The organism is Micromonospora sp. Llam0 (genome assembly GCF_003751085.1).
Taxonomy (GTDB): Bacteria; Actinomycetota; Actinomycetes; order Mycobacteriales; family Micromonosporaceae; genus Micromonospora_E.
In genome coordinates this window covers 2,430,578-2,450,864 of sequence record NZ_RJJY01000001.1, presented here as the reverse complement: position 1 = coordinate 2,450,864, position 20,287 = coordinate 2,430,578, and the positions used below count along the sequence as shown (strand labels likewise).

General features: G+C 69.8%; 19 protein-coding genes. 17 read left to right on the top strand and 2 right to left on the bottom strand.

Annotated elements, in window-relative coordinates; all coding sequences use genetic code 11:
• Positions 1–479: 479 nt before the first annotated feature.
• The 3 genes from EDC02_RS10970 (at position 480) to EDC02_RS10960 (ending at position 2,193) form a co-directional block, all read left to right on the top strand.
• Entirely contained in the window at positions 480–1,154 is a 675-nt protein-coding gene (locus tag EDC02_RS10970; protein WP_123601859.1) for a GPP34 family phosphoprotein, read from the top strand.
• A gap of 180 nt (positions 1,155–1,334) precedes the next feature.
• Positions 1,335–1,616 carry a hypothetical protein gene (locus EDC02_RS10965; RefSeq protein ID WP_148083410.1) on the top strand — a complete coding sequence of 94 codons (282 nt, stop codon included), beginning with the start codon at positions 1,335–1,337 and terminating at the stop codon, positions 1,614–1,616.
• 19 nt (positions 1,617–1,635) lie between these two features.
• Positions 1,636–2,193: a hypothetical protein gene (locus tag EDC02_RS10960; protein WP_233605855.1), complete on the top strand. Its 558-nt coding sequence runs from the start codon at positions 1,636–1,638 to the stop codon at positions 2,191–2,193.
• Between the two features lie 658 nt (positions 2,194–2,851).
• Here EDC02_RS10960 and EDC02_RS40170 read toward each other — a convergent pair.
• A complete protein-coding gene (locus tag EDC02_RS40170) occupies positions 2,852–3,013 on the bottom strand; it encodes a hypothetical protein (protein WP_158632135.1) in 162 nt (53 codons plus the stop codon).
• A 156-nt stretch (positions 3,014–3,169) separates the two neighbouring features.
• Here EDC02_RS40170 and EDC02_RS10950 point away from each other — a divergent pair, with 156 nt between their 5' ends.
• The 14 genes from EDC02_RS10950 (at position 3,170) to EDC02_RS10890 (ending at position 18,847) form a co-directional block, all read left to right on the top strand.
• Positions 3,170–3,700, top strand: coding sequence for an SAF domain-containing protein (locus EDC02_RS10950; RefSeq protein ID WP_233606379.1), 531 nt, complete (start codon positions 3,170–3,172; stop codon positions 3,698–3,700).
• A gap of 7 nt (positions 3,701–3,707) precedes the next feature.
• Positions 3,708–4,535, top strand: a complete 828-nt coding sequence (locus EDC02_RS10945; RefSeq protein WP_123601855.1) for a chromosome partitioning protein — start codon at positions 3,708–3,710, stop codon at positions 4,533–4,535.
• Entirely contained in the window at positions 4,532–5,824 is a 1,293-nt protein-coding gene (locus EDC02_RS10940; protein WP_123601854.1) for a CpaF family protein, read from the top strand. The genes EDC02_RS10945 and EDC02_RS10940 overlap by 4 nt, the downstream gene beginning before the upstream one ends.
• 3 nt (positions 5,825–5,827) lie before the next feature.
• Positions 5,828–6,685: a type II secretion system F family protein gene (locus EDC02_RS10935; RefSeq protein ID WP_123601853.1), complete on the top strand. Its 858-nt coding sequence runs from the start codon at positions 5,828–5,830 to the stop codon at positions 6,683–6,685.
• Positions 6,682–7,566, top strand: a complete 885-nt coding sequence (locus tag EDC02_RS10930; RefSeq protein WP_123601852.1) for a type II secretion protein F — start codon at positions 6,682–6,684, stop codon at positions 7,564–7,566. The genes EDC02_RS10935 and EDC02_RS10930 overlap by 4 nt, the downstream gene beginning before the upstream one ends.
• Positions 7,567–7,576: 10 nt before the next feature.
• Entirely contained in the window at positions 7,577–7,780 is a 204-nt protein-coding gene (locus EDC02_RS39500) for a hypothetical protein (protein WP_148083409.1), read from the top strand.
• The gene (locus EDC02_RS10925) at positions 7,777–8,169 is read left to right on the top strand and encodes a TadE family protein (protein WP_123601851.1); all 393 of its coding nucleotides are present in this window, start codon (positions 7,777–7,779) and stop codon (positions 8,167–8,169) included. Before EDC02_RS39500 ends, EDC02_RS10925 begins: the two co-directional genes overlap by 4 nt.
• A 1-nt stretch (position 8,170) precedes the next feature.
• Positions 8,171–8,674, top strand: a complete 504-nt coding sequence (locus tag EDC02_RS10920; protein WP_123601850.1) for a hypothetical protein — start codon at positions 8,171–8,173, stop codon at positions 8,672–8,674.
• Positions 8,671–10,455 carry a hypothetical protein gene (locus tag EDC02_RS10915; RefSeq protein WP_148083408.1) on the top strand — a complete coding sequence of 595 codons (1,785 nt, stop codon included), beginning with the start codon at positions 8,671–8,673 and terminating at the stop codon, positions 10,453–10,455. Before EDC02_RS10920 ends, EDC02_RS10915 begins: the two co-directional genes overlap by 4 nt.
• Positions 10,452–10,883 (top strand): pilus assembly protein TadG-related protein, encoded by a 432-nt coding sequence (locus EDC02_RS10910; RefSeq protein ID WP_123601848.1) that lies wholly within the window; start codon positions 10,452–10,454, stop codon positions 10,881–10,883. The genes EDC02_RS10915 and EDC02_RS10910 overlap by 4 nt, the downstream gene beginning before the upstream one ends.
• 19 nt (positions 10,884–10,902) lie before the next feature.
• The gene (locus EDC02_RS10905; RefSeq protein WP_123601847.1) at positions 10,903–13,842 is read left to right on the top strand and encodes a LysM peptidoglycan-binding domain-containing protein; all 2,940 of its coding nucleotides are present in this window, start codon (positions 10,903–10,905) and stop codon (positions 13,840–13,842) included.
• Between the two features lie 459 nt (positions 13,843–14,301).
• Positions 14,302–14,721, top strand: a complete 420-nt coding sequence (locus EDC02_RS10900) for a DUF6334 family protein (RefSeq protein ID WP_148083407.1) — start codon at positions 14,302–14,304, stop codon at positions 14,719–14,721.
• Positions 14,722–15,033: 312 nt separating this feature from the next.
• Complete coding sequence (locus EDC02_RS10895; RefSeq protein ID WP_123601845.1) at positions 15,034–18,183, top strand: DEAD/DEAH box helicase; 3,150 nt, start codon at positions 15,034–15,036, stop codon at positions 18,181–18,183.
• A gap of 25 nt (positions 18,184–18,208) precedes the next feature.
• Positions 18,209–18,847, top strand: coding sequence for a restriction endonuclease (locus EDC02_RS10890; RefSeq protein ID WP_158632133.1), 639 nt, complete (start codon positions 18,209–18,211; stop codon positions 18,845–18,847).
• Here EDC02_RS10890 and EDC02_RS10885 read toward each other — a convergent pair.
• Positions 18,791–20,107: an ISL3 family transposase gene (locus tag EDC02_RS10885; protein ID WP_123601843.1), complete on the bottom strand. Its 1,317-nt coding sequence runs from the start codon at positions 20,105–20,107 to the stop codon at positions 18,791–18,793. The genes EDC02_RS10890 and EDC02_RS10885 overlap by 57 nt on opposite strands.
• Positions 20,108–20,287: the final 180 nt, after the last annotated feature.

Sequence of the window (20,287 nt, the reverse complement as noted above, 5' to 3'; positions counted from 1 at the left end):
ATGGTGACCGGCGAGATCCCGACCAAGGAACTGATCCCCCAAGCACCAAATCGGAGCGATGATGACCGTGTCCCTACCCGGCTGCACCATCCGTCGCCGCCAGGCCAGTCCAGAACGCAGGCGCAGCCTACGCCGGCACTTTCACCCATGTCCATGTCCATGACCAGACGCGGGCGCTGCAGGCCGCGGTGGACGAGTCCCGCTGCGCCGGACCACGACGCCGAATGGCTGCTTTGTCACGCTACACAACCGGACCCGCGACGTCGCGGCCGTCCTCAACCACACCCTCGGCGGCTGGCCACCCCCATGAGCAAGTGCCGCAATGACCTGCCGCAGCCCGGCCGTGACCGGCATCGCGATGGTCGCCGCCGATGGACCGTAAGCGCTAGTTGCCCAACAGCTCGTGGCTGGCCCAGCCCTTGGGCCAGTTCCAGAAATGACGGACTCGTACGGCCAGTGTCGGATGAAAAGGGGACGCTATGACGAGCCAGGAGACCGGATTTTTCCTGCCCGGATCCTCGACTTCGTCCGCTCGTCCAGTCGCGGACGACCTTTGGCGGCTGGCGCATGACGATGTGACGGGCGAGCCCCGGCTGTCGGTGCGGCTGACCGGCCTGGGTCTGGCTGCCGCGCTGCTCGGCGAGCTGGTCTTCGCGGGCGGCGTCTGGGTCGACGGCGTCACGGTGACGATCCGGTACCCCTTCGCGCCAGACGACACCACTTACGTCCTGTTGAAGCAGATCTCGGCGAACCGGCAGGTGGATGCGCGCGGTTGGCTTGTCCGCGTTGCGGATACCGCTCCGGGGATGGTCGCCGAGCGGTTGCGCGCGGCCGGGCATCTGCAGCGGATGTCGACCCTCGGCCCGGGTGGGCGGTCGGTGAGGTACGTGCCGACCGACCGGTGCGCGGCCGCGACCCCGCACGCCTGGCTCGCCACTCGTCTGCGTCGACGGGAGATGCTCACCCACCGAGAGCTGTTCCTGGTCGGCCTGGCCGCAACCATGGGCCTGGAGCGGCGTCTCGTGCGGGACGCGGAACCGCACGTCCGCCGTCATGTGGACCGCGTCGTCGAGGCCATCTGGCCACCCGCATACGACGTCGTCGCGCTGCTGCGCGCCGCGGCCGTGGGCGCCGTTCTCACGGGGCGCGGCTGAAGCCGCCCCCGTTACCCACTCAGGGGAGTTTCAATGTCCGCAGTTGTCTTGTTGCCCGTGTCGACGGCGACCGCTGATCGTCGCTGTCGGGGATGTGCGGTGAGCGGGTTCAGCGCGGCCCAAGGGACGGTCTTGTACGTCAGCGGGGCACTGGGAACTGGGGTTGTGGTGCTGCCGAACATGGCCGTCGACGCCGCCGGACCCGCCGCGATCCTGGCGTGGGTCGCTGTCGTTGTGGCGTCGGTTCCCCTGGCGACAGCGTTCGCCGCGCTGGTGTGCACCGGGGCGCAGATCGTCGCCGCCGTCATCGGTCTCGTGCTGGCTGCGTCCGGGCCGTCCCTGACCGCGCCTGTGGTCATCGCGTCGGCGGCGTCGATGTGGGCCTCACGGTCCGGACCGTTTCATCAGCAGCTCGCCCTCAACCAAGGCGGCTTTCGCAGGATTCTCGACCCAGTGACCTGATCGTGCAGGGAGGACAAGCATGATGAGCGACAACGCGTCGCGCGCGGATCGTGTACGTGTACTGAGGATCAGCCCGCTGGCGTGCCTGGCGATCACCCTCGCCGCCTGCGCCGGAGCCGAGCCCGCAGGCGTCACGTCGACGCCGCCAGCGGCGCCCACGGCGTCCGCCAGTGCGGAACAGCTTGCGATGGACGCCTACAGCGGTATGTGGCGCGCCTACGCCGAGGCGGGCGCGACCGCGAATCCGCACGATCCGGATCTGGCGCGGTATGCCAGCGGCCGGGCGCTGGCGACCCTGCGCCAGGGCCTGACGGCGATCAAGGACAAGAGGCAGGTTCTCAAGGGCGAGTATGGCTCCGCCCCTGCCGTCACTTCTGCGTCGCCGACGGGCCAGCCCACGACCATCCACATCAGCGACTGCCTCGACGGCACGAACTTCCTGACCTACACGACGACGGGCGCGCTGGCCGATGACGAGCCGGGCGGCCGGCGGTCCACGACGGCCACGGTGAGCAACCTCGGCACGGAGGGCTGGAAGGTGACCGGGTTCGCGATCCAGGAGGTCGGCACATGTTGAGACGATCACTGACGGCGCTCCTCGGAGCGACGATCCTCATCGCGGGCAACACCCTGTGGGCGTCATCGGCCTTTGCCGGCGACGGGTGGGGCCACGTCGACTGCGACGAGAACCCAACCGCGCCGGGATGCGATGTCAGCGTCGGCGCGCCGGGTACGCCCGCTGACGGCGGCGGCAGCGGCGGGGACAGCGCTGGTTCGGGCTCCACCGGCGGGCAGGAGCCGACCTGCACCTGGGAGCGTGTCGAGCCGCAGGCATCGCCCCCGGTGGGTGCTGGTGGGGGTGCCTGGTACGAGCGGATGTGCCAGATCGGCACGGGTATGGCCGTGAGCCCGCCGGTCTGGCACGAGACGACCGACCCGCGTGCAGTGGCGCAGGAGGCGGTGTCCCGATTGAGACTTCCCGCTCCGGCGATCCGGACGAACCCGGATTCGGCGAGTTTGCTAGTTCACGTGCCGGTGTGGCTGTGGGTGGACGATTCGACGTGGGGTGATCGTCGGGCGACGGCGTCGGTGCCGGGTATGAGCGTGACGGCGATCGCGACGCCGACGAGGGTGACGTGGTCCACCGGCGACGGGGGGTCCCGGCAGTGCGGGAAGGGCACGCCATGGGTTGCGGGTGCGGATCCGGCGAGCGCGTCGCCTGATTGTGGTCACACCTACACCTCGCCGTCGCGGGGGAGTGCCGGCGGCACGTACACGGTGACGGCCACGATCACATGGCGGGTTACCTGGTCGGGCGGCGGCACGTCAGGTACGGAACCGGATCTCACCTCGACCGCGAGCGTCCCGGTCCAGGTGATCGAAGCCTCGGCCGTCAACACCAACTCGTGAGGAGCGCCTCGGCGATGAGTACCGCGACGTCAACCAGGCCCGTGAGCCGCAGGCCACCACCGCTGGATAACCGGGCGGTGGTGGATTCGCCCGGCACACGACGCCGACGTTCGGTTCCGCGTTTGCTGGGTGGCGCGTTGCTGGTGGTGCTGGGTGCGGTGGCGTTCGGGGTGATCGGGCTGCGGGCGGATCCCGGGGTTGAGGTCCTCGCGGTGGCGCGTCCGGTCATAGCGGGTATGCAGCTCAGCGACGCCGATCTGCGCGTGGTGCGGATCGTGCCCGATCAGGCGCTACGGGTGGTCCGGGCAGACGAGCGCAGCACGGTGGTGGGCCGTACAGCCGCGGTTCCACTCGTCGCCGGCGCCTTGCTGACCGCCGATCAGCTCGGTACGGCGACCGACCCGCCGCCGGGCCAGTCGATCATCGCCGTCGGGGTCAAGACCGGCCGGGCGCCGTCCGCGCTGGCGCCGGGCGCGTCGGTCCTGGTGGTCATCGTGCCGCAGGGCGGTGACGCCGATACTCCGCCGCAGGCGCCAGCGGTGGTCCGGGCGGTCGATCTGACCGACAGCTCCGGGGTCACGGTCGTGTCGCTGCAGATGTCAGCCGAGTCCGCGGTGCGGATCGCCTCCGCGACCGGTGACGTCGCGTTGATCCTGCAGAATCCCGGACGGTGAGTCCGGCATGCTGCTGTGTTTCGGATCAGTGAAGGGCTCGCCAGGCACGACCACCCTGGCGCTCGCCATGGCGGCCCGCTGGCCGCACCCGGGTGTCCCACCGGTGGTGGTCGAGGTCGACGCGGCCGGCGGGGATCTGGGAAGCCGCTGGGACACCTACGACGAACCAGGGCTCGCGAGCCTGGCGTCGGGCTCCCATGCCGGCCCGATCGGCGACGGCGCATGGTTCACCCAGCATCTGCGGGTGGGTGCCGATGTGATCGTGGCCCCGCCGAGTGACGCCGCCGCCGCGACGGTTGACGAGCTTCGGGCCAGGGGCCCCGGCGTTCTGCGTGAACTCGCCGCGGTGAGGCCGGTCTTCGCCGATCTCGGCCGTCTGGACGCGCGGTCACCGGCGCTCGGCTACCTCGACAAGGCCGACGAGTTGCTGCTGGTCGCGCGGCCGGTCCCGGAGGAACTGCGGCATCTGCGGATGCGGGTTCCGATCCTGAGCCGACGGTGTCCGGCTGTGTGTCTGGTGCTCGTCGGTGATGGTCCGTATCACCCTGATGACATCGCCGATTACCTGCAGATCGAGGTCGCGGCCACGGTTCCGTACGACCCACTGGCCGCCGACATCCTTGCCGGGCGCAAGCGGCCCCGGCGGTGGGGCCAGCCCGGCGCCCGACGGGAGGCAGGCTGGACGCGACGTCCGCTGCTCGCGGCGGCCCGAACCCTCACGCTGGCCTACCGTCCCTCGGAGCCCACACCGGACACCACCGCCAGACGCAACGCCACAGCTACCAGACGCAACGTCACGCAGGCTGTCCGGGAGAGGCTGGAGGTCACGTCATGACGACGAGCCCGATGCCGGCGCAGGTCGCCGTGCTGCGCGACGAGCTGCATGCCGATGTGTCCAACCGGCTGGCGGCTGCGGTGCGCCGTGGCGAGGTCGACGACCGGGTGACGATCGTCGAAGCGCTGGTGGCGGACGTGGTCCGCGAGTACACGGTCAGCGCGTTGCGGCGCGGCCAGCCGGCGGTCGCGGATGAGATCCGCGAGCAACTGCGGCGGTCGCTGCTGGACGCCTTCATCGGACTCGGTGACCTCCAGCCACTCATCGACGACCCCGACATCGAGAACATCGACGTCAACGGGGCCGAGAACGTGTTCGTCACGTTTGCTGGTGGCAAACGGGTCCGGGTGGGTCCCGTCGCCTTCTCGGACGAGGAACTGGTCGACACGCTGCGCAAGGTCGCCGCGTCGTTGGGCGTGCAGGAACGGCGGTTCGATCCGGGCCTGCCTCGGCTGAATCTGCGTCTGCCGGGCGGGGCGCGGCTGTTCGCGGTGATGTCGGTGACCGATCGGGTGCACGTGTCCATCCGCCGGCACCGGTTCATGCAGCTGACGTTGGCCGAGTTGGCGGGTCTGGGCACCATGCCCCCGGCGATGGCGCAGCTGTTCGAGGCGATGGTCGCCGCCCGGCTCAACATCGTCGTGTCGGGCGGGATGGACACCGGCAAGACCACGATGGTGCGGGCGTTGTGCTCGGCGATCGGGCCGCACGAACGGATCATCACCGTCGAGGACCCGTACGAGCTGAGCCTGAACACCGACCCCGCCCATCCGGATGTGGTACCGATGCAGCCCCGCGATCCGAACATCGAGGGCTCGGGCGGCATCGACATGGTCGAGCTGGTGCGCTGGGCGACCCGGATGAACCCGAGCCGGGTCATCGTGGGCGAGGTCCGCGGCTCGGAGGTCATTCCACTGCTGAACGCGTTGAACCAGGGCACCGACGGGTCGATGACGACCATCCACGCATCGTCGACGAGGGAGGCGTTCAAGAAGATCGCCGGATACGCCCGCCAGTCCAAGGAGCAGCTGCCGTTCGACGTCACCTACCAGCTCATTTCCGGCGGGGTGCACGTCGTGGTGCAGCTGGGCAAGACCACCGACGGCGCCCGCGTGGTCACCGGCGTCCGAGAAGTCGTCGACGCCGACGCGACCCAGGTCCGCTCGAACGAGATCTACACGCCGGGACCGAACCGTCGCGCGGTCCCGGCCAGCCGATTCAGCGATGTGACCATCGACAAGCTGCTCGACGTCGGATTCGACCCCACGACGCTGGGCAGAGGGTGGTGACGCGTGACCGGAGTCAACATCCTGTGCGGACTTGCGGTGGGCCTCGGCGTGTGGCTAGTGGCCACCGGGGCACGCCGCGTCGAACGCCCGGACCGTGCCGGCGGCCCGCCCCGCCTGCGTGAGTTCATTACCGACCGGAACCGATATCGGCTCGCCGCCGCAGTGGCGGTCGGCGTGCTGGTCGCCGGGTTCACCCGCTGGCCGGTGGCCGCGCTGCTGGCGGCGATGTTCACCTACGCGGCACCGTCGATGCTCGGGGGCGGCCGGGCCGAGGCGGCCTCCCTGGCCAAGCTGGAAGCGATCGCGTCGTGGACGGAGGCACTGCGCGGCAGCCTGCGCTCGTATGCCGGTATCGAGCAGGCAATCCGGGACACCGCAGACCTGGCCAAGCCGCCGATCCACGCTCAGTCGACCGCCCTGGCCGCCGCGCTCGACGCGGGCGTGCGCCTGCCGGCGGCGATGACCGGGTTCAAACGCGACGTTGACCACCACGCCGCCGACCTGGTCGCCACCGCGTTACGTAAGGCGTCCGGCAGCCACACCGGCAACCTCGCAGCCCAACTCGGGTGGCTCGCCCACGCGGTCCGGGAACGGGTCGCCGCGGTGCAGCGGGTGGAGACCGCCCGGACCGAGGCCAAGGCCAGCGCCCGGCTCGTGATCATCATCGTGGTCGTCGTCGGTGTCGGCCTGTACCTGTTCAACCGGCCACTGCTGGCGCCGTTCGACAGCCCTACCGGGCAGGTGGTCCTGCTCATCGTCGGCGCGATCTGGACACTCGCGGCCGTCTGGCTGCAACGGCTGACCCGCATTCCGCAGGCCACCCGGGTCCTACGCGACGACCCCGAGACGGGAACAGCATGAGCAACGCTCTGACCCTCATGGTCACCGCCGGTGGTCTGGCCGGTGCCGGGCTCGCCGTCTTCGTCTCGGGATTCAACCCGCCCCGCCCTGCGCTGTCCGACGCCCTCGATCGCCTCTCCCGGCCGCAGGTCGCCCCGTTCGGTCGACGCCGCCGGCTCGACGTCGCGATCGCCGCGCCGCTGCGCCACTTCGGCCTGCCCCGTGACCGTACGCTGCGGGATCTCACGATCCTCGACCGCGACCCCGCCGAGTACCTGGCCCAACAGGTCGTCATCGCGGTCTCCGGCATGCTGATTCTCGGCGCGCTGCCGGCGGTGTGGGGACTCGGCGGGCAACTGCCGCTCTGGCTGGCGTTGCTCGGAGCCGCGATCGCCGTCCGGCTGACCCACAGCCGGCTGCACACGGCAGCCGAGGCCCGCCGCGCAGAGATGCGCGAAACCCTGTCGACCCTGCTGGATCTCGTCGGTGGCGGCCTGTCCGGCGGAGCCGGTGTCGAGCAGTCCCTGGGCGACACGATGGACGAGCTGTCCGGCTGGGCCGCCATCCGGATCCGCCGGGAACTGGCCGCCGCGGCACAGACCCGGGGCCGGCAACGCGTCCATGCCTGGACCGCGTTGCGGGACCTGGGCACGCAGGTCGGTGTCGACGAGCTCACCGAACTCGCCACGGCGATGGAACAGGCCGCCGGCGGGGCACCGGTAGCCGAGACCATGTCCGTGGTCGCACGGTCCATGCGGGCACGGATGACCGCCGACATGGAACGTCAGGCACACGCCGCCTCGGCGCAGATGGCGATCCCGATCATGCTGTTCGGCCTCGGCTACCTGATCTTTCTTCTGTACGCGGCGATGGGCGCGATCAGCGCCAGCCTGACCCAGTAAGGAGGCACCGATGCGCGACCCCTTCATCCGGCTGCTGACCAGAGGCAGCGTGGCTATGCGTGCGAGGCCGGACCGCGGCGCCCAAACCGTCGAGGTCATGCTCTGGATCGCGGCGGTCATCGTCATCGTCGGCGTGGTCGGCGTGATCCTGCGTGACGACCTCAAGGCGTTCTTCGAGAACATCTCGTACACCATCGGCTTCACCGGCGAATGACCATGCGACCGCGTCGGCGACGACCTGACGGTGACCGAGGCGCGGTCACCGTCGAGGTCGCCGGCTACACCGCGTTGATGCTGCTGGCGCTGATGATCGGCGTCCAGGCGGTCACCTGGGGCTGGGCGGCCCTGGGCGCCCGCTACACCGCCAACCACGCCGCGCAGCAAACCCGCGTCCACGGCGGTACCGTCGCCGCCGGAGAGGCCGACGCCACCGCCATCCTGACCTCGGCGGTCGGCGCGGCACTCACCGATCCGCAGGTCACCATCGACCGCGGCGCCACCGAGGTCACCGTCACCGTACGCGGCACGGCGACCCCGGTCATTCCCGGATTCCGCCCCCCGGTCACCGTCACCGTCCACGCGCCCGTGGAGAGGATCAACTGACATGTCCAGGCAGCCGACCACCGTCCGGCTCCGCCGTGCCGTCGCAGTAGCGGCACGCGGCGACCGCGGCGCGTGGTCGGTGGAGGTGGCCGGCTTCTTTCTCCCCTGCATGCTCCTGGCCATCGTCGTGGTCACGGCAGCCTTCCACCTCGCCATCTCCCGCATGGACCTGGACTCCGCCTCCGCGGCGGCGGCCCGCGCCGCGTCCCTGCAACGCAGTCCCACCGCGGCGACCGCAGCCGCCCGGCAGGCCGCTGAGAACGACCTGGCCGACCGGTCGATCACCTGTGCCACCCTCGTGGTCGGCGTCGACACCAGCCGGTGGCAGCGCGGCGGTTCGGTGACCGTTACCGTCACGTGCACCGTCGACCTGTCGACGCTGGCAATGATGAACGTCATCCCCGGAAGAATGACTTCTTCATCGACCTCGACCGCTCCCATCGACACCTACCGGTCGGTTGCGTGGGGAGCCGTCGGCCAGCCGCCGGTCGGAGGACCGGCATGATCGTTGCGCTGGACCTGGAGCTGCTGGAACGGCTGGCCCGGCTCGATGACCCGAAGGCGACCGCCGTCGCCGAGGAACTGGATGACGACCTCGCCAAGGCGGTGCGGCGCGCGGCGTTCATGCGCCGGCTCTTCTATGCCGCGGTGCTGATCGTCGCGCTGTACGGGACGGCCACCGGCGCGGTCGCCGCGTTCGACCTGCCATGGTGGATCGCGATCGGCGGCATCTTCGCACTGGAGCTTGGCGGGGTGACGTTCCTGTCCAACGCCGACGTGCGCCGCCGTGTCGGCGAGCACGCCACCACCTCGTGGCTGCTCGGCGGGCTCATCGCCGCCGCGGCGGCCACCTTCAACGTCGTGACGCACGGCAACCGGCTGCTCGGCGGCTTCTTCGCCCTGATGAGCGTGCTCGGGTTCGTCGGCTGGTGGGTCGATGTGGAGAACAAGCGCCGCGACCGGCTGCGTGCCCGAGGGCTGCTACCCGCACCGACACCGCGTTACGAGCTGTGGGCCCACTGGGTCCGCCACCCGTTGATCACCGCTCAAGCACGCGGCTTCGCCAAGGCGTACCCGCAGCTGGGCCTGTACGGCTCACTGCACGCCGCGCTCATCGTCCGCAGCCGGGAACGACGCGACGCCGCACTCGCCGATGTCCTGCGCGCCCGTATTCGGGCCGCAGCCGGCAAGCGGATGGCTGACATCGCCGTGCTCACCTACGACATGGACGAGGTCGCCCGCCGGCTGCGCGCCAACGCCGACTACGACGGCCTGACCGGGCTGCTCGGGGCCGAACTGACCGCAGAGCATGTCCTCCACGGCCGCGACGACCACGCCGCCGTCGCGGCCCGAGCCTTCCTCGCCCGGCAGGCGCAGGCCCGCCCGACACTCACCGGGACCGACGCAGGCCCCGACGAACCCACACCGCCGGCCCACCACGCCGAGGTCGCCGACGCCGACCACCTGTCGACACCGCACGCCGCACCGGACCACCCCGGGCGAGCCGCGGACCACACGCCGGCGCGGGCGCCGTCCCCCACGGGCGCCCGATCGCCAGCAGGTGACCCAACGGGCAATGGTCGAGCCGTGCTCCCACCGTCCGGCACACGGCCGGGTGTGCCGGCCCGGACGTCCACGGTCGAAGGCACGGTCACGCGCGCCGGGCCCGACGACAACAGCGGCCCCGACCAAGTGGGTGCCCCGCAGGCTGGTCCACCGGCCCGCGCCACAACCCGGTGGTCCGGACGCCTCGGGCTGCCACCGGGTGACCGGGTCCGCATCACCGTCATCGGCGAACCAGCGGTGCTGGACGCGACCGGCCAACCGGTCCGTGGACTGCGCGCCAAGAGCATGGAACTGCTGGTCTTCCTGACCATCCACCGAGACGGAGCCCCGCTGATGGAGATCCTCGACGCGGTATGGCCGGACGTCGCCCTGCAGAAGGCAAACCAGCGGCTGTCCACCTGCCTGAGCAACCTGCGCGGCGTCATCCGCGGCGCACTGGAGTCCGCCAATCCCACAGACCGCGACGAGACCGCCGACGGCCTCCGACCAGAGCCCATCGTGAACACCGGCGGTCACTACCATCTCGCCCCCGCCATCGTCACCGTCGACTGGTGGCAGCTCCTCGATGATCGGCAGGCCGGCGCGCCCTCGGCCACCGAGGTGGCCGTCAGCGCCGCGCGCGCCCGGATCGCCGACGGCCACGACTACCCCTGGCTCGATACCGACTCGTACCGGCAGCCCACGGACCGGCCCGGCCCGCAGCCCAGGGAGAACCTATGACCCTATCCCCATCCTGGACAGCTCGGCGACCCACAGCAGGTCGGGACCGAGGCTCCGCCACCGCCTTCGGCCTGTTCCTCATCGTGGTCGTCCTCGTCCTCGCCGGCGCCATCCTCGAAGGCGGTAACGCCATGAGCGCCCGTGGCCACGCCACCCACATCGCCCAACAAGCCGCCCGCGCTGGCGCCAACCAACTGAACCTCGCCGCGCTGCGCGACACCGGCGTGGTGCAGATCGACCCCGCCGCCGCGCAGGCCGCAGCCACCGCCTTCCTCGCCCAACTCGGTGAGCAGGGAACCGTCACCGCAACCACCGAGCAGGTCAGCGTCACCGTCACCGTCACCCGACCCGGAATTCTCGTGCCAGTTCTCGGCATCGACACACTCACCGTCCGCGCCACCGCCACCGCAGCACCAATCACCGGATAAAGGGCAAGGAGCGCGCGCCATGTGGACAGCAGCCACCCGCGCCGGTCAGCGGCTCGCCAACGCCGTCGGCCTACTTGCCCTGCTGCTCGGCGTCCCACTCGCCCAACTGCACTACATCGGCCTACCGCTGCCCGACCACCCGCCCACCCTGGCCGAGCTCCGCACAGCGTTGACCAGCCGCGACTGGCTCACCGACGCCACCTACCTCAACGGACTGTCCATCCTGCTGTGGCTGCTGTGGCTGCTGTTCGCGGTATCCGTCGCCATCGAGATCTGGGCCACCGTCCGCGGCGTCCGCGCTCCCCGCTACCGACTGCTGGCACCAGCCCAAGGCCTGGCCGCAGCCCTCATCGCCGGGATCACCACCAGTATCGTCGTCGCCGCACCCGCCGCATCACTGACCGCCTCCTTCACCAACCCACCCGCTCACGCCTCCCCGGCCGCGGCCGTCGTCATCCAGGCAGACGCTAATCCGCGCTCCCCGGCGGCCAGCTCCGGCGAACGCCTGGACGGCAGCGGAACGACTGCGCCCGTGCTCAAGCCGGTCGGCACGGTCACCCTGCTAATCGACGGCAAAAAGGTCGACCACACAGTGACCCGCGGCGACTCCCTGTGGCGCATCGCCGACGAATACCTCGGCGACGGCAACCGGTGGACCGAGATCTGGGAACTCAACAAGGGCCGCTACTGGCCTCACATCTCCGGCCGTACCACGTTCAGCAACCCGGACCTGATCTTCCCCGGCTGGGTTCTGACAATGCCGAGTAGTGCCCCATCCACAACCCCATCGCAGGAAAGCCCCGCCAGCCAGAAGCCACCAGGCGGGCCCTCCGTGCCACCGACCACCGGACCGACGACGGCACCGAGCACCAGCCCACCCGCGCCAAGCACCAGCCCACCGGCACCGAGTGCATCGGCCACGGCAAGCCCCGCCACACCGACGAGCCCACCAGCACCGGGCGACGACGGAGTCTTCGTACCACCCTCAGCGACGGTACCCATCTCACCGCCGGCAAGCTCGGCCAGCCCGTCCGCGTCAACAGCCACATCAAGCCCTTCCACATTCCACGACACCGCACCCGAGTCGGACGATGACGAGTCCTCGACCGCGTCACCGGACTGGGTCGCCATCACCGGCGGCGCCATGGGCGTCGGACTCGCCACCGGACTGATCTACGCCGCCGCGTTGGTATGGAAGCGCCGACGCCATCAGTACCGGCCCACACCCATCACCAGCCCCGTCCTACGCGACCCCGACCTGACACCACCCCTCGGAGCGTTGACCCGACTCCGACAAGGTGTTCGCCGCGCCGCGCCTCACCTGTTGGACCGCAAGCCCGACCGCGGTCCAACCGTCCGCGAGTACGTCACCGCAGACGTGAAACCCCCGCTGCCGCCAACCGGGCCCAGCGGCGCCGACCTGGCCGGCGTCGGCGCGCTCCCGGTCACCGCAGGACTGGGCCTCGACGGCCCGGCCGCCCTCGACGCCGCCCGCGCCCTCCTGGTCGCCACCCTTACCTCCGGTGACGCCGACGACCCGCACGCGCAAGGCCGCGTCATCATCCCGGCCTCGACCCTGGCCACCCTGCTCGGCGTCGCCGCGGTCGACCTCAACCCGATGCACCGCCTCACCGTCGCCCCAACCTTCGCCGCGGCGCTCGCCCTGCTCGAAGAGGAGATCATCCGCCGCAGCCGGATCGTCGCCGATCAGGAGATCGCCTCCGTCCACGCCCTGCGACAAGAGTGGACCTTCGGCGAACCCCTGCCCCAACTGCTACTCATCGCCGACGTCCCCGACCAGACCTGGCACACCAGACTGGCCACCGCCATCCGTATCGGCACGAACCTTGACATCGGCACCACCCTGATCGGGGTCTGGCCCGAAGGCACCACGCTGACCGGCGCCGCCGACGGCACCACCACCGGCAGCGACGGTGAACGCGTCGCCGTACTCGACACCGCCGCGACCACCGACATCCTGACCATGCTCGCCGAGTCCCACGGCGACGCCCAACCCCCCACCCGGCCCCGGCCCACCACCACCGGGCGCCGACCGGCAACAACTGCAGCCGCAGCCGGCAGATCCACCGAGACCGAAAACAGCGCCCCCGCCCCCGCGCCTGCCGACCCGCCACACCCCGACCCCGGCACCCTGGCCGACGAGGCTGAGCCGCCGCAGGATCCCGGACCACCGGTGCACGCCCGAGTCCTCGGTGAACCCGCGATCCTCGGCACCGACGGCAAGCCCGTACGCGGCCTGCGCTCCAAGAGCCTGGAACTGTTCGTCTACCTGGCCGTCCACCGCAGCGGAGCAGCCCTCGACGACATCATGGAAGCGCTCTGGCCCGACGTGACCGTCTCCCGCGCCGGCGACCGCCTGTCCACCTGCGTGGCCAACCTGCGCAGCACCATCCGCTCGATCGCCCAGGCGGACACCGAACCGGCCGACGACGCTCCGAAGATCGAACCAGTGATCAACACCGGTGGCCACTACCACCTCGACCCGACCCTGCTGCAGGTCGATTGGTGGACCGTCCAGGACGCCTACGCCCGGGTCGCCACCGCCAGCGACGACCACGCCCGCCTGACCCACCTGCACACCGCGATCGCGGCAGCCAAAGGCGGCCTCGCCGACGGAAGTGACTACGAGTGGATCGACACCGACCGAGAACACGCCCGACGCCACCTCGTGAAGATCTACGCCCACGCGGCGGGCCTGCAAGCCGACACCGACCCGGCCGCCGCACTCACCCTCTACGACACCGCCCGCGCGCTCGACCCACTCTCCGACGAACTAACCCGCCGGGCGATGCGCACCGCCGCGCGGCTCGGCGACGCCCCCGGCGTGCGGGAACGGCTCAGACTGTTGCGCCGCGAACTCGACGACGCTGGCATCGACATCGACCCAGACACCGAGGAACTCGCCACCAGCCTCCTACGCGACCTGGCGAACCCGTGAACAGCCCAGCCCCGACGCCAGACCTGCCACGCCCGCACACTCGTGGCCGGACAGAACAAGGGCCAAGACCGTTGGACGGGCACTCGCCTACGCCATTGCCGCCACGGCCGTAGCCGGACCCGTGCGAGCCTGGGTACTTGCCCTCAGCGTTTCCATACGGCCATCCCCACAACGGGCCTGCCCTAACTTGCCAGGCCGCTATCATCCTTGCCGCGGACGGATCGCGCCGCTCGGATGGCTGCTGTCGACGTACAGGTCCGAGCACAGGGGGTAGGTACGGCTGCAGGCACACCCGCCGAGCTCGGTGGGTCTACGTCCGCCGACTCGCTCGCTGATCTGGCGGCGCTCCAGGTCGGTGACGTTGCGTGACTGGTGTTGTTGAGCCGGCCGTTCCCTCGGCTTCCGCTCATGCCGAATAGCGGACGCATCGGCTGACGCAGTCGATGCCATGATCTCCGTGTGGCGCACTACTTGCCTTCCTCTGGGCCCTCCGTGTTGACCGATCTGGCCGAAGTCATGCATCTGGCGTACACGAACGACCCTTCCTGGCTCGTGTCGGTCCAGTTCCGCTTCGACGAGGGATATCTTCAGGTGGAGATTGATCCGGACGACGACACGGTCGAGGTTTCCTTCGATCCGCGGCAACGACCGCCACTTCGCCACTGGGTGTCAGATTCGGTGCCGACCCCGACGGATCAGCACTATGCCGGCCTGCTCGGCATGACGTCCGACTGGCGGTGGGTGCTCCGCAATCAGCAGGGATACGAGGATGCCTTCCAGATTGAACTGAGCACACCGTCGTCAACCACGACGTTGCAGTACCTCGCGATGGCCTCGCGCCTCCACCTCCGCCACGTGAACGATGGACCGAATCCGTAGAGGGTCCTCCATCAGCTTTGGTAGTGCCCATGCCCAGGGTCCTGCCTCGATGTGCTCTCATGCCGCAGAGAGGTGTCGGGCGAGGTGTCCGTGCCCGGTGCCCGCTGGGCACCGCGTGAGAACATGAGCGATCCTCGCCATTTGCGCTAGCCCCGTTCCCGACGGTTTTGATCTGGCCTGCGCCTGCTAGCCTTTTCTGCCATCGTTCGATTCGAGTGCCATGGACCAGTCTGGAGGCGGCCACGTAGGTAGCGGCCGAGCACAGCTTCCACCGGAAATCGGCACAAACTACTTCCACATATGAGGCGTTGAATGGTGGGCAGTCCGGCTACGGGCTCGGCGCGGCAGTTCCATGGTCTTTTCGTAGGTATCAACCGGTACCGGTCCAAGTCGGTGCGGCGGTTGGCGTCGGCGGCGCGTGACGCGAAGGCGCTGTATGCCGTCTTCTCCGACAACCTCGGCGACGCCAACACCACGTTGCTGGTGGACCGGGACGCCACCCGCGACGCTCTCGTGGCTGCCCTCGTGCAGCTCCAGACCTGCAGCAAGCCCGAGGACGTCGTGGTGATCTCGTTCTCTGGGCACGGCAGTACGACCCACGAGCTGGTCACGCACGACGCTGACCCGGACAACTTGCCCTCGACGTCGTTGCCGCTTGGCCAGTTCACGGACCTGGTGAGCGCGATCCCGGCTCGGCAGTTGGTCGTGGTCCTGGACTGCTGCTTCGCCGGAGGCGCGGGCGCGAAAGTTCTCAACGCCCCGCTGGTGCCACGCGGCGGTGTGACCGGCTTGCCGGAGTCCACGGATGCCCGGCTGGAGCGGATGGCGGGGACCGGGCGGTTGATCCTCGCCGCAGCGACCGGCGAGCAGGAGGCGTGGGAGGACCCGCACCTGGGGCACGGGCTGCTTACGTACCATCTGCTACGGGCCTTGCTAGGCGCGGGCGCCGGGGACGGCGGGCAGGTTCGCCTGTATGACCTGCTGGCGTTCGTGACCCGCGAGGTTAAGGCGAAGGCATCTGGCACGGTGGCCGCCGAGCAGGATCCGAGCCTGCGGGGCCAGATGGACGGCGAGCTGCAGTGGCCGGTCTTCACCGATACCGGCCCGCTCTACTCGGCGCAGTTCCCGTCGTCCGTGCTGGATCCTGTCACCCGGGACCTCGCGAGCCTGCGCGGTCACGGCATCCCGCAGGTGGTGCTGGACGCCTGGGCGGCGCGCATCGACGAGCTCAATGATCTTCAGGTCGACACGATCAATCAAGGGCGGCTGCTCGCCGGGGCGAACGTTCTGGTGACGGCCCCTACGTCCTCCGGCAAGACCATGATCGGGGAACTCGCCGCCGTCCGCGCTGCCCGGCTGGGCGGGCGGTCGGTGTTCCTGCTGCCGACCCGCGCGTTGGTCAACGAGCAGTACGCGAGGTTCACGCGCACGTACGTGCCGGCCGGGTTGCAGACCATCCGAGCCACCGGGGAAACCGCTGACGACGTGCCAGCGCTGCTTCAGGGGCAGTTCGACTTGGCCGTGCTGACCTACGAGAAGTTCGCGGGCCTGGCTCTGGGGAACCCGCACCTGCTCAAGCTGATCTCCGTCGTCGTCATCGACGAGGTCCAGACGATCGTCGACCCTGGCCGTGGCGCCTACCTCGAGTTCCTCCTCACCGTGCTCAAGGCGCGCCGGCCCGAAGGGGTCGCACCGCAGGTCGTCGCGCTGTCTGCGGTGCTCGGCGACCTCGGCGGTCTCGACAGCTGGCTCGACGCGAACGTCATCGCCCGGACCGAGCGGCCTGTCCCGCTGCTCGAAGGGGTACTCGGCCCCGATGGGATCTACCGGCACGTCAACGCCGACGGCGAGGAGGTATCCGAGCGGCTCATCACGCCGACCGGATGGACGCAGCGCAACCAAGACCTGATCATTCCGCTAGTCCGCAAACTCGTGGGCCAGGATCAGCAGGTCATCATCTTCCGCAGCACTCGGGGATTGACCCGTGGCTGCGCTCGGTATCTTGCGCGGAGCCTGGGCCTGCCCGAGGCGAAGGCGGCGCTGGAGAGCTTGGCCGGCGCCGACCCCAGTGCTGTACTGGCGGACCTGCGCCAATGCCTGGCCGGCGGGGTCGCCTTCCACATCTCCGACCTGGCCCGGGACGAGAAGATCGCCATCGAGGACCAGTTCCGTGCTACGGGCAGCGGCATCCGGGTGCTGGTGTGCACCACGACGCTGGCCCAGGGCGTCAACCTGCCCGCCGAGACCGTGATCATCGTCGAGCTGGATCACCCGACCGGACCGGCCCAGACTGCTCCGTACTCGGTCGCCGAGTACAAGAACATCGCCGGGCGGGCCGGTCGGCTGGGGCTGACCGCCGGGGGCCGCGCCGTCTTGATCGCTGCCGGCGGCATCGATGGCGACCACCGGTGGCGCGACTACGTGCTGGGCACGCCCGAGGATCTGCGGTCGCAACTGCTGGATCCGCAGCAGGATGCCGCGACGTTGTTGTTGCGCGTCGTGGCGGTCGCCGCACGGCGGGAGGGTGTGACGGGCCTGAGCGAGGCCGACGTCATCGCGTACCTGTCCAACAGCTTCGCCGCGCACCAGCAGCGGATGGCGGGCGCACCGGACCCGTTCCCCGCGGCCACCGTCTCCGCCGTCCTAAGCGACCTCGTCGGTGCCGGGCTGCTGTCATCCGACCCGTCAGGGATCGAGCTGACCGAGCTCGGGACCTACGTCTCGCAGAGCGGTCTGAGGGTGTCGTCGGCCGTGCGGGTCGCCCGCGCGCTGCGGGCCGTTTACCCGGGCGCGCTGAATCGCGTCACCATCATCGCTGCGGCCCAGCTGACCGACGAGGTGGCCACTGCTCGTCCCCCGGTCAACGGAAGAGGATGGCAGAAGGAGCAGACGACCTATATCGGCGAGTTGCAGCGCCACGGTCTCGCCGGCCCCGTGCTGGCGGCTTTGCCCGGCCGGGAGCGCAAGACGGCCGCCGAGCGGGCGAAACGGGCGGTGGCCTGCATCTGGTGGATGGCCGGCGTCCCGATCGGCCGCATTGAGCAGCAGCTCATGGTGCACATGCCTTCCAAGGACGCAGCCGGCGCCACCCGGGCCTCGGCGGACCGCACGCAAAGCGTCGTCGGCACCGTCATCGACATCGCCCGGTGCCTACATCCCGACGCCCATCTCGACGACCTCGCCCGCGTCCTGCCCGTCCAGCTCGAATTCGGCATCCCGCCCGAGTTGGTGTCGCTGGCCCAGCGTGCCGGTGCCGCGCTGGACCGGACGGACTACCTGCGGCTCGCCTCCCGGTCACTCACCGAGCCCGAGGCAGTCCTCGACGCCGACGATGACATCCTGCTGCCGTGCCTCAACGGCAACACCAGCAAGCTCAAGGCGCTACGGCAGGCCGCTCGCGCCGCGCGTGACGGCGACGACAGCACTGACTTCGCCGACCTGCTACCGGCCTCCATCGACTAACTCCCCACCGAGAGCGAGCGCCACCATGAGCGACGACACCCCGGCCGCGACCACCGCTGCCGGCGAGGAAGATCACTGGCCGTCGTTCGACATCACGCCCAAGGCATACGAGGAAGCGGTCGCCGCGATCGCCAAGTCGATGAACCTGGACCTGGTCGGCTGGGAGGTCAAACACCTCGATCGGGTCGAAGGGCTGGACGGGACCTACACCATGGACGTCACGGCCCGCTTCCAGTTGGCGGGCATGGACTTCCTTATCCTGTTCGAGTGCAAGCGTCACAAGGACCCCGTCAAACGCTCCGATATCCAGGTGCTGCTCACCAAACTCCAGTCCACCGGCGCGCAGAAGGGCGTCGTGGTGGCCGCCACCGGATTCCAGAGCGGCGCCCTCGAATTCGCCAAGGCCCACGGCGTCGCTTGCGTCCGCCTCGTCGACAACGCCTGGACGTACATCTCGCGCCACACCCCAACGACGGCCCCACCCGTGCTCACCGGCACGTACTCCGGCTACGCGATGACGCCCGACGGCGACGGCGACTACGAGTTCACACTGCTCACCGGCAGCCCCGACAACACCCGCTCGGCGTTGATTACCGGCTCTTCGAAGTTAAGCGGGGTTGAGGTGTCCGCGGTGGCGGCGGGTGGTGGCTGCGCGGGTGCGTAGCCGCTGGTTCTCGGGGTTACGGAATCCGTAGGCGTCGCGGGCGACGGTCTTGATGACACGGTTGGTTCCTTCGGAGCCGGCGTTGGTGATGCCGGTGTGCAGGAACGCGAGGATTTCTGGCCACCAGGTCTCGATCGTGGTGGCGAGGCGGTGGAGTTCGGGCAGGTCAGAGTCGGCGCAGCGGGTGTAGAAGCGGTGCAGCAGCCGGGCGGTGGTCTCCCGGTTCGGGTGGGTGCGGGCGAGCGCGAGTAGGTCGAGCAGGTCTTCTTTGGCGTTCCAGGCGGTGAGGATCGGTGCGCCGATCTTCGCCGGCAGGTTGCTGAGGGTGTCGGCCAGCCGGTCGACGTGCTCGGCGTGCATGCGGGCTGCTGATCTGGTCAGCCGGTTGCGTTGCTGCCATTCCGGGTCGGTGGCCCGGCCGCGCCGGCCGCGGTGTGTGACTGTCATGCGGCGGCGGACCTCGGTGACGGCCCGGTTGGCCAGCTGGACGACGTGGAAGTGGTCCACGACCAGCGTCGCGTGCGGCAGCGCCTCGCGGACGGCGGCCTTGAACACGGTGCACATGTCGATCGCGACGGCCTGGACGTGTTGGCGCCAGGCGGTGGGGCGTTGGGTGAGCCAGTCGGTTACCGCCTTGCTGGTCCGGCCTTCGACCTGGGCGAGTAGGCCCTGCCCGCCGACGAGGTCGCAGAAGCCGACGTGCCAGCGGTCGACGGTGGTGGTCCACGACGCGGTGACCTCGTCGAAGCTCCAGCGAGGCTTGCCTCGGCGGACCTCGTCGATGCCCAGCACGCTCACTGGTTCGGGCTCGGCAGGCAGCACCGCTGCGGTGTGCGCGGTGAACGCGGCCGCGACGACTGGCCAGGAGATGCCCAGATCACGGGCGGCCTGCACGATCGTTCGGTTGCCGTCGGCGACCGCCGCGCCGGCCGCCTGCCGCAACCGGACGGTGGTCCGTGCCCGTGCCGGGATCTGTGGCACGTGTTCGGTGAACGACGTGCGCGGGCATCCGGGCTGATCGCAGTACCAGCGGCGTTTACGCCACCGCAACCGGGTGGTGCGGCCGGCCACCGGCAGATCCCGGGGTCGGGTGAACACCCAGCCCTTGACCCGGGCGGCCCGGACACCGCACTGAGGGCAGCATTGCGCCTGCTCACTACCGGTGGACAGGTGAACGACGGGGGAACCGTCCGGGTGCAGCTCGACCCGCTCCACCACCAGGCCGTCCAGGCCCAGCAGCCGGGTCGTATCGTTGACCATGCTCGCAGCTCTTTACTTGTGGCCATCCGAACTCGACACTCAGATGATCATCGAAGGGCTGCGAGCCCTCATCTCCGGGTCGGATCGATCAGTGCACCCCGCTCAACTTCGAAGAGCCTGATTACCCCGGCCTAGGCAAGGCCTCAGCCGTGTCTGACGGCGCTATAGGACACTTCGCGA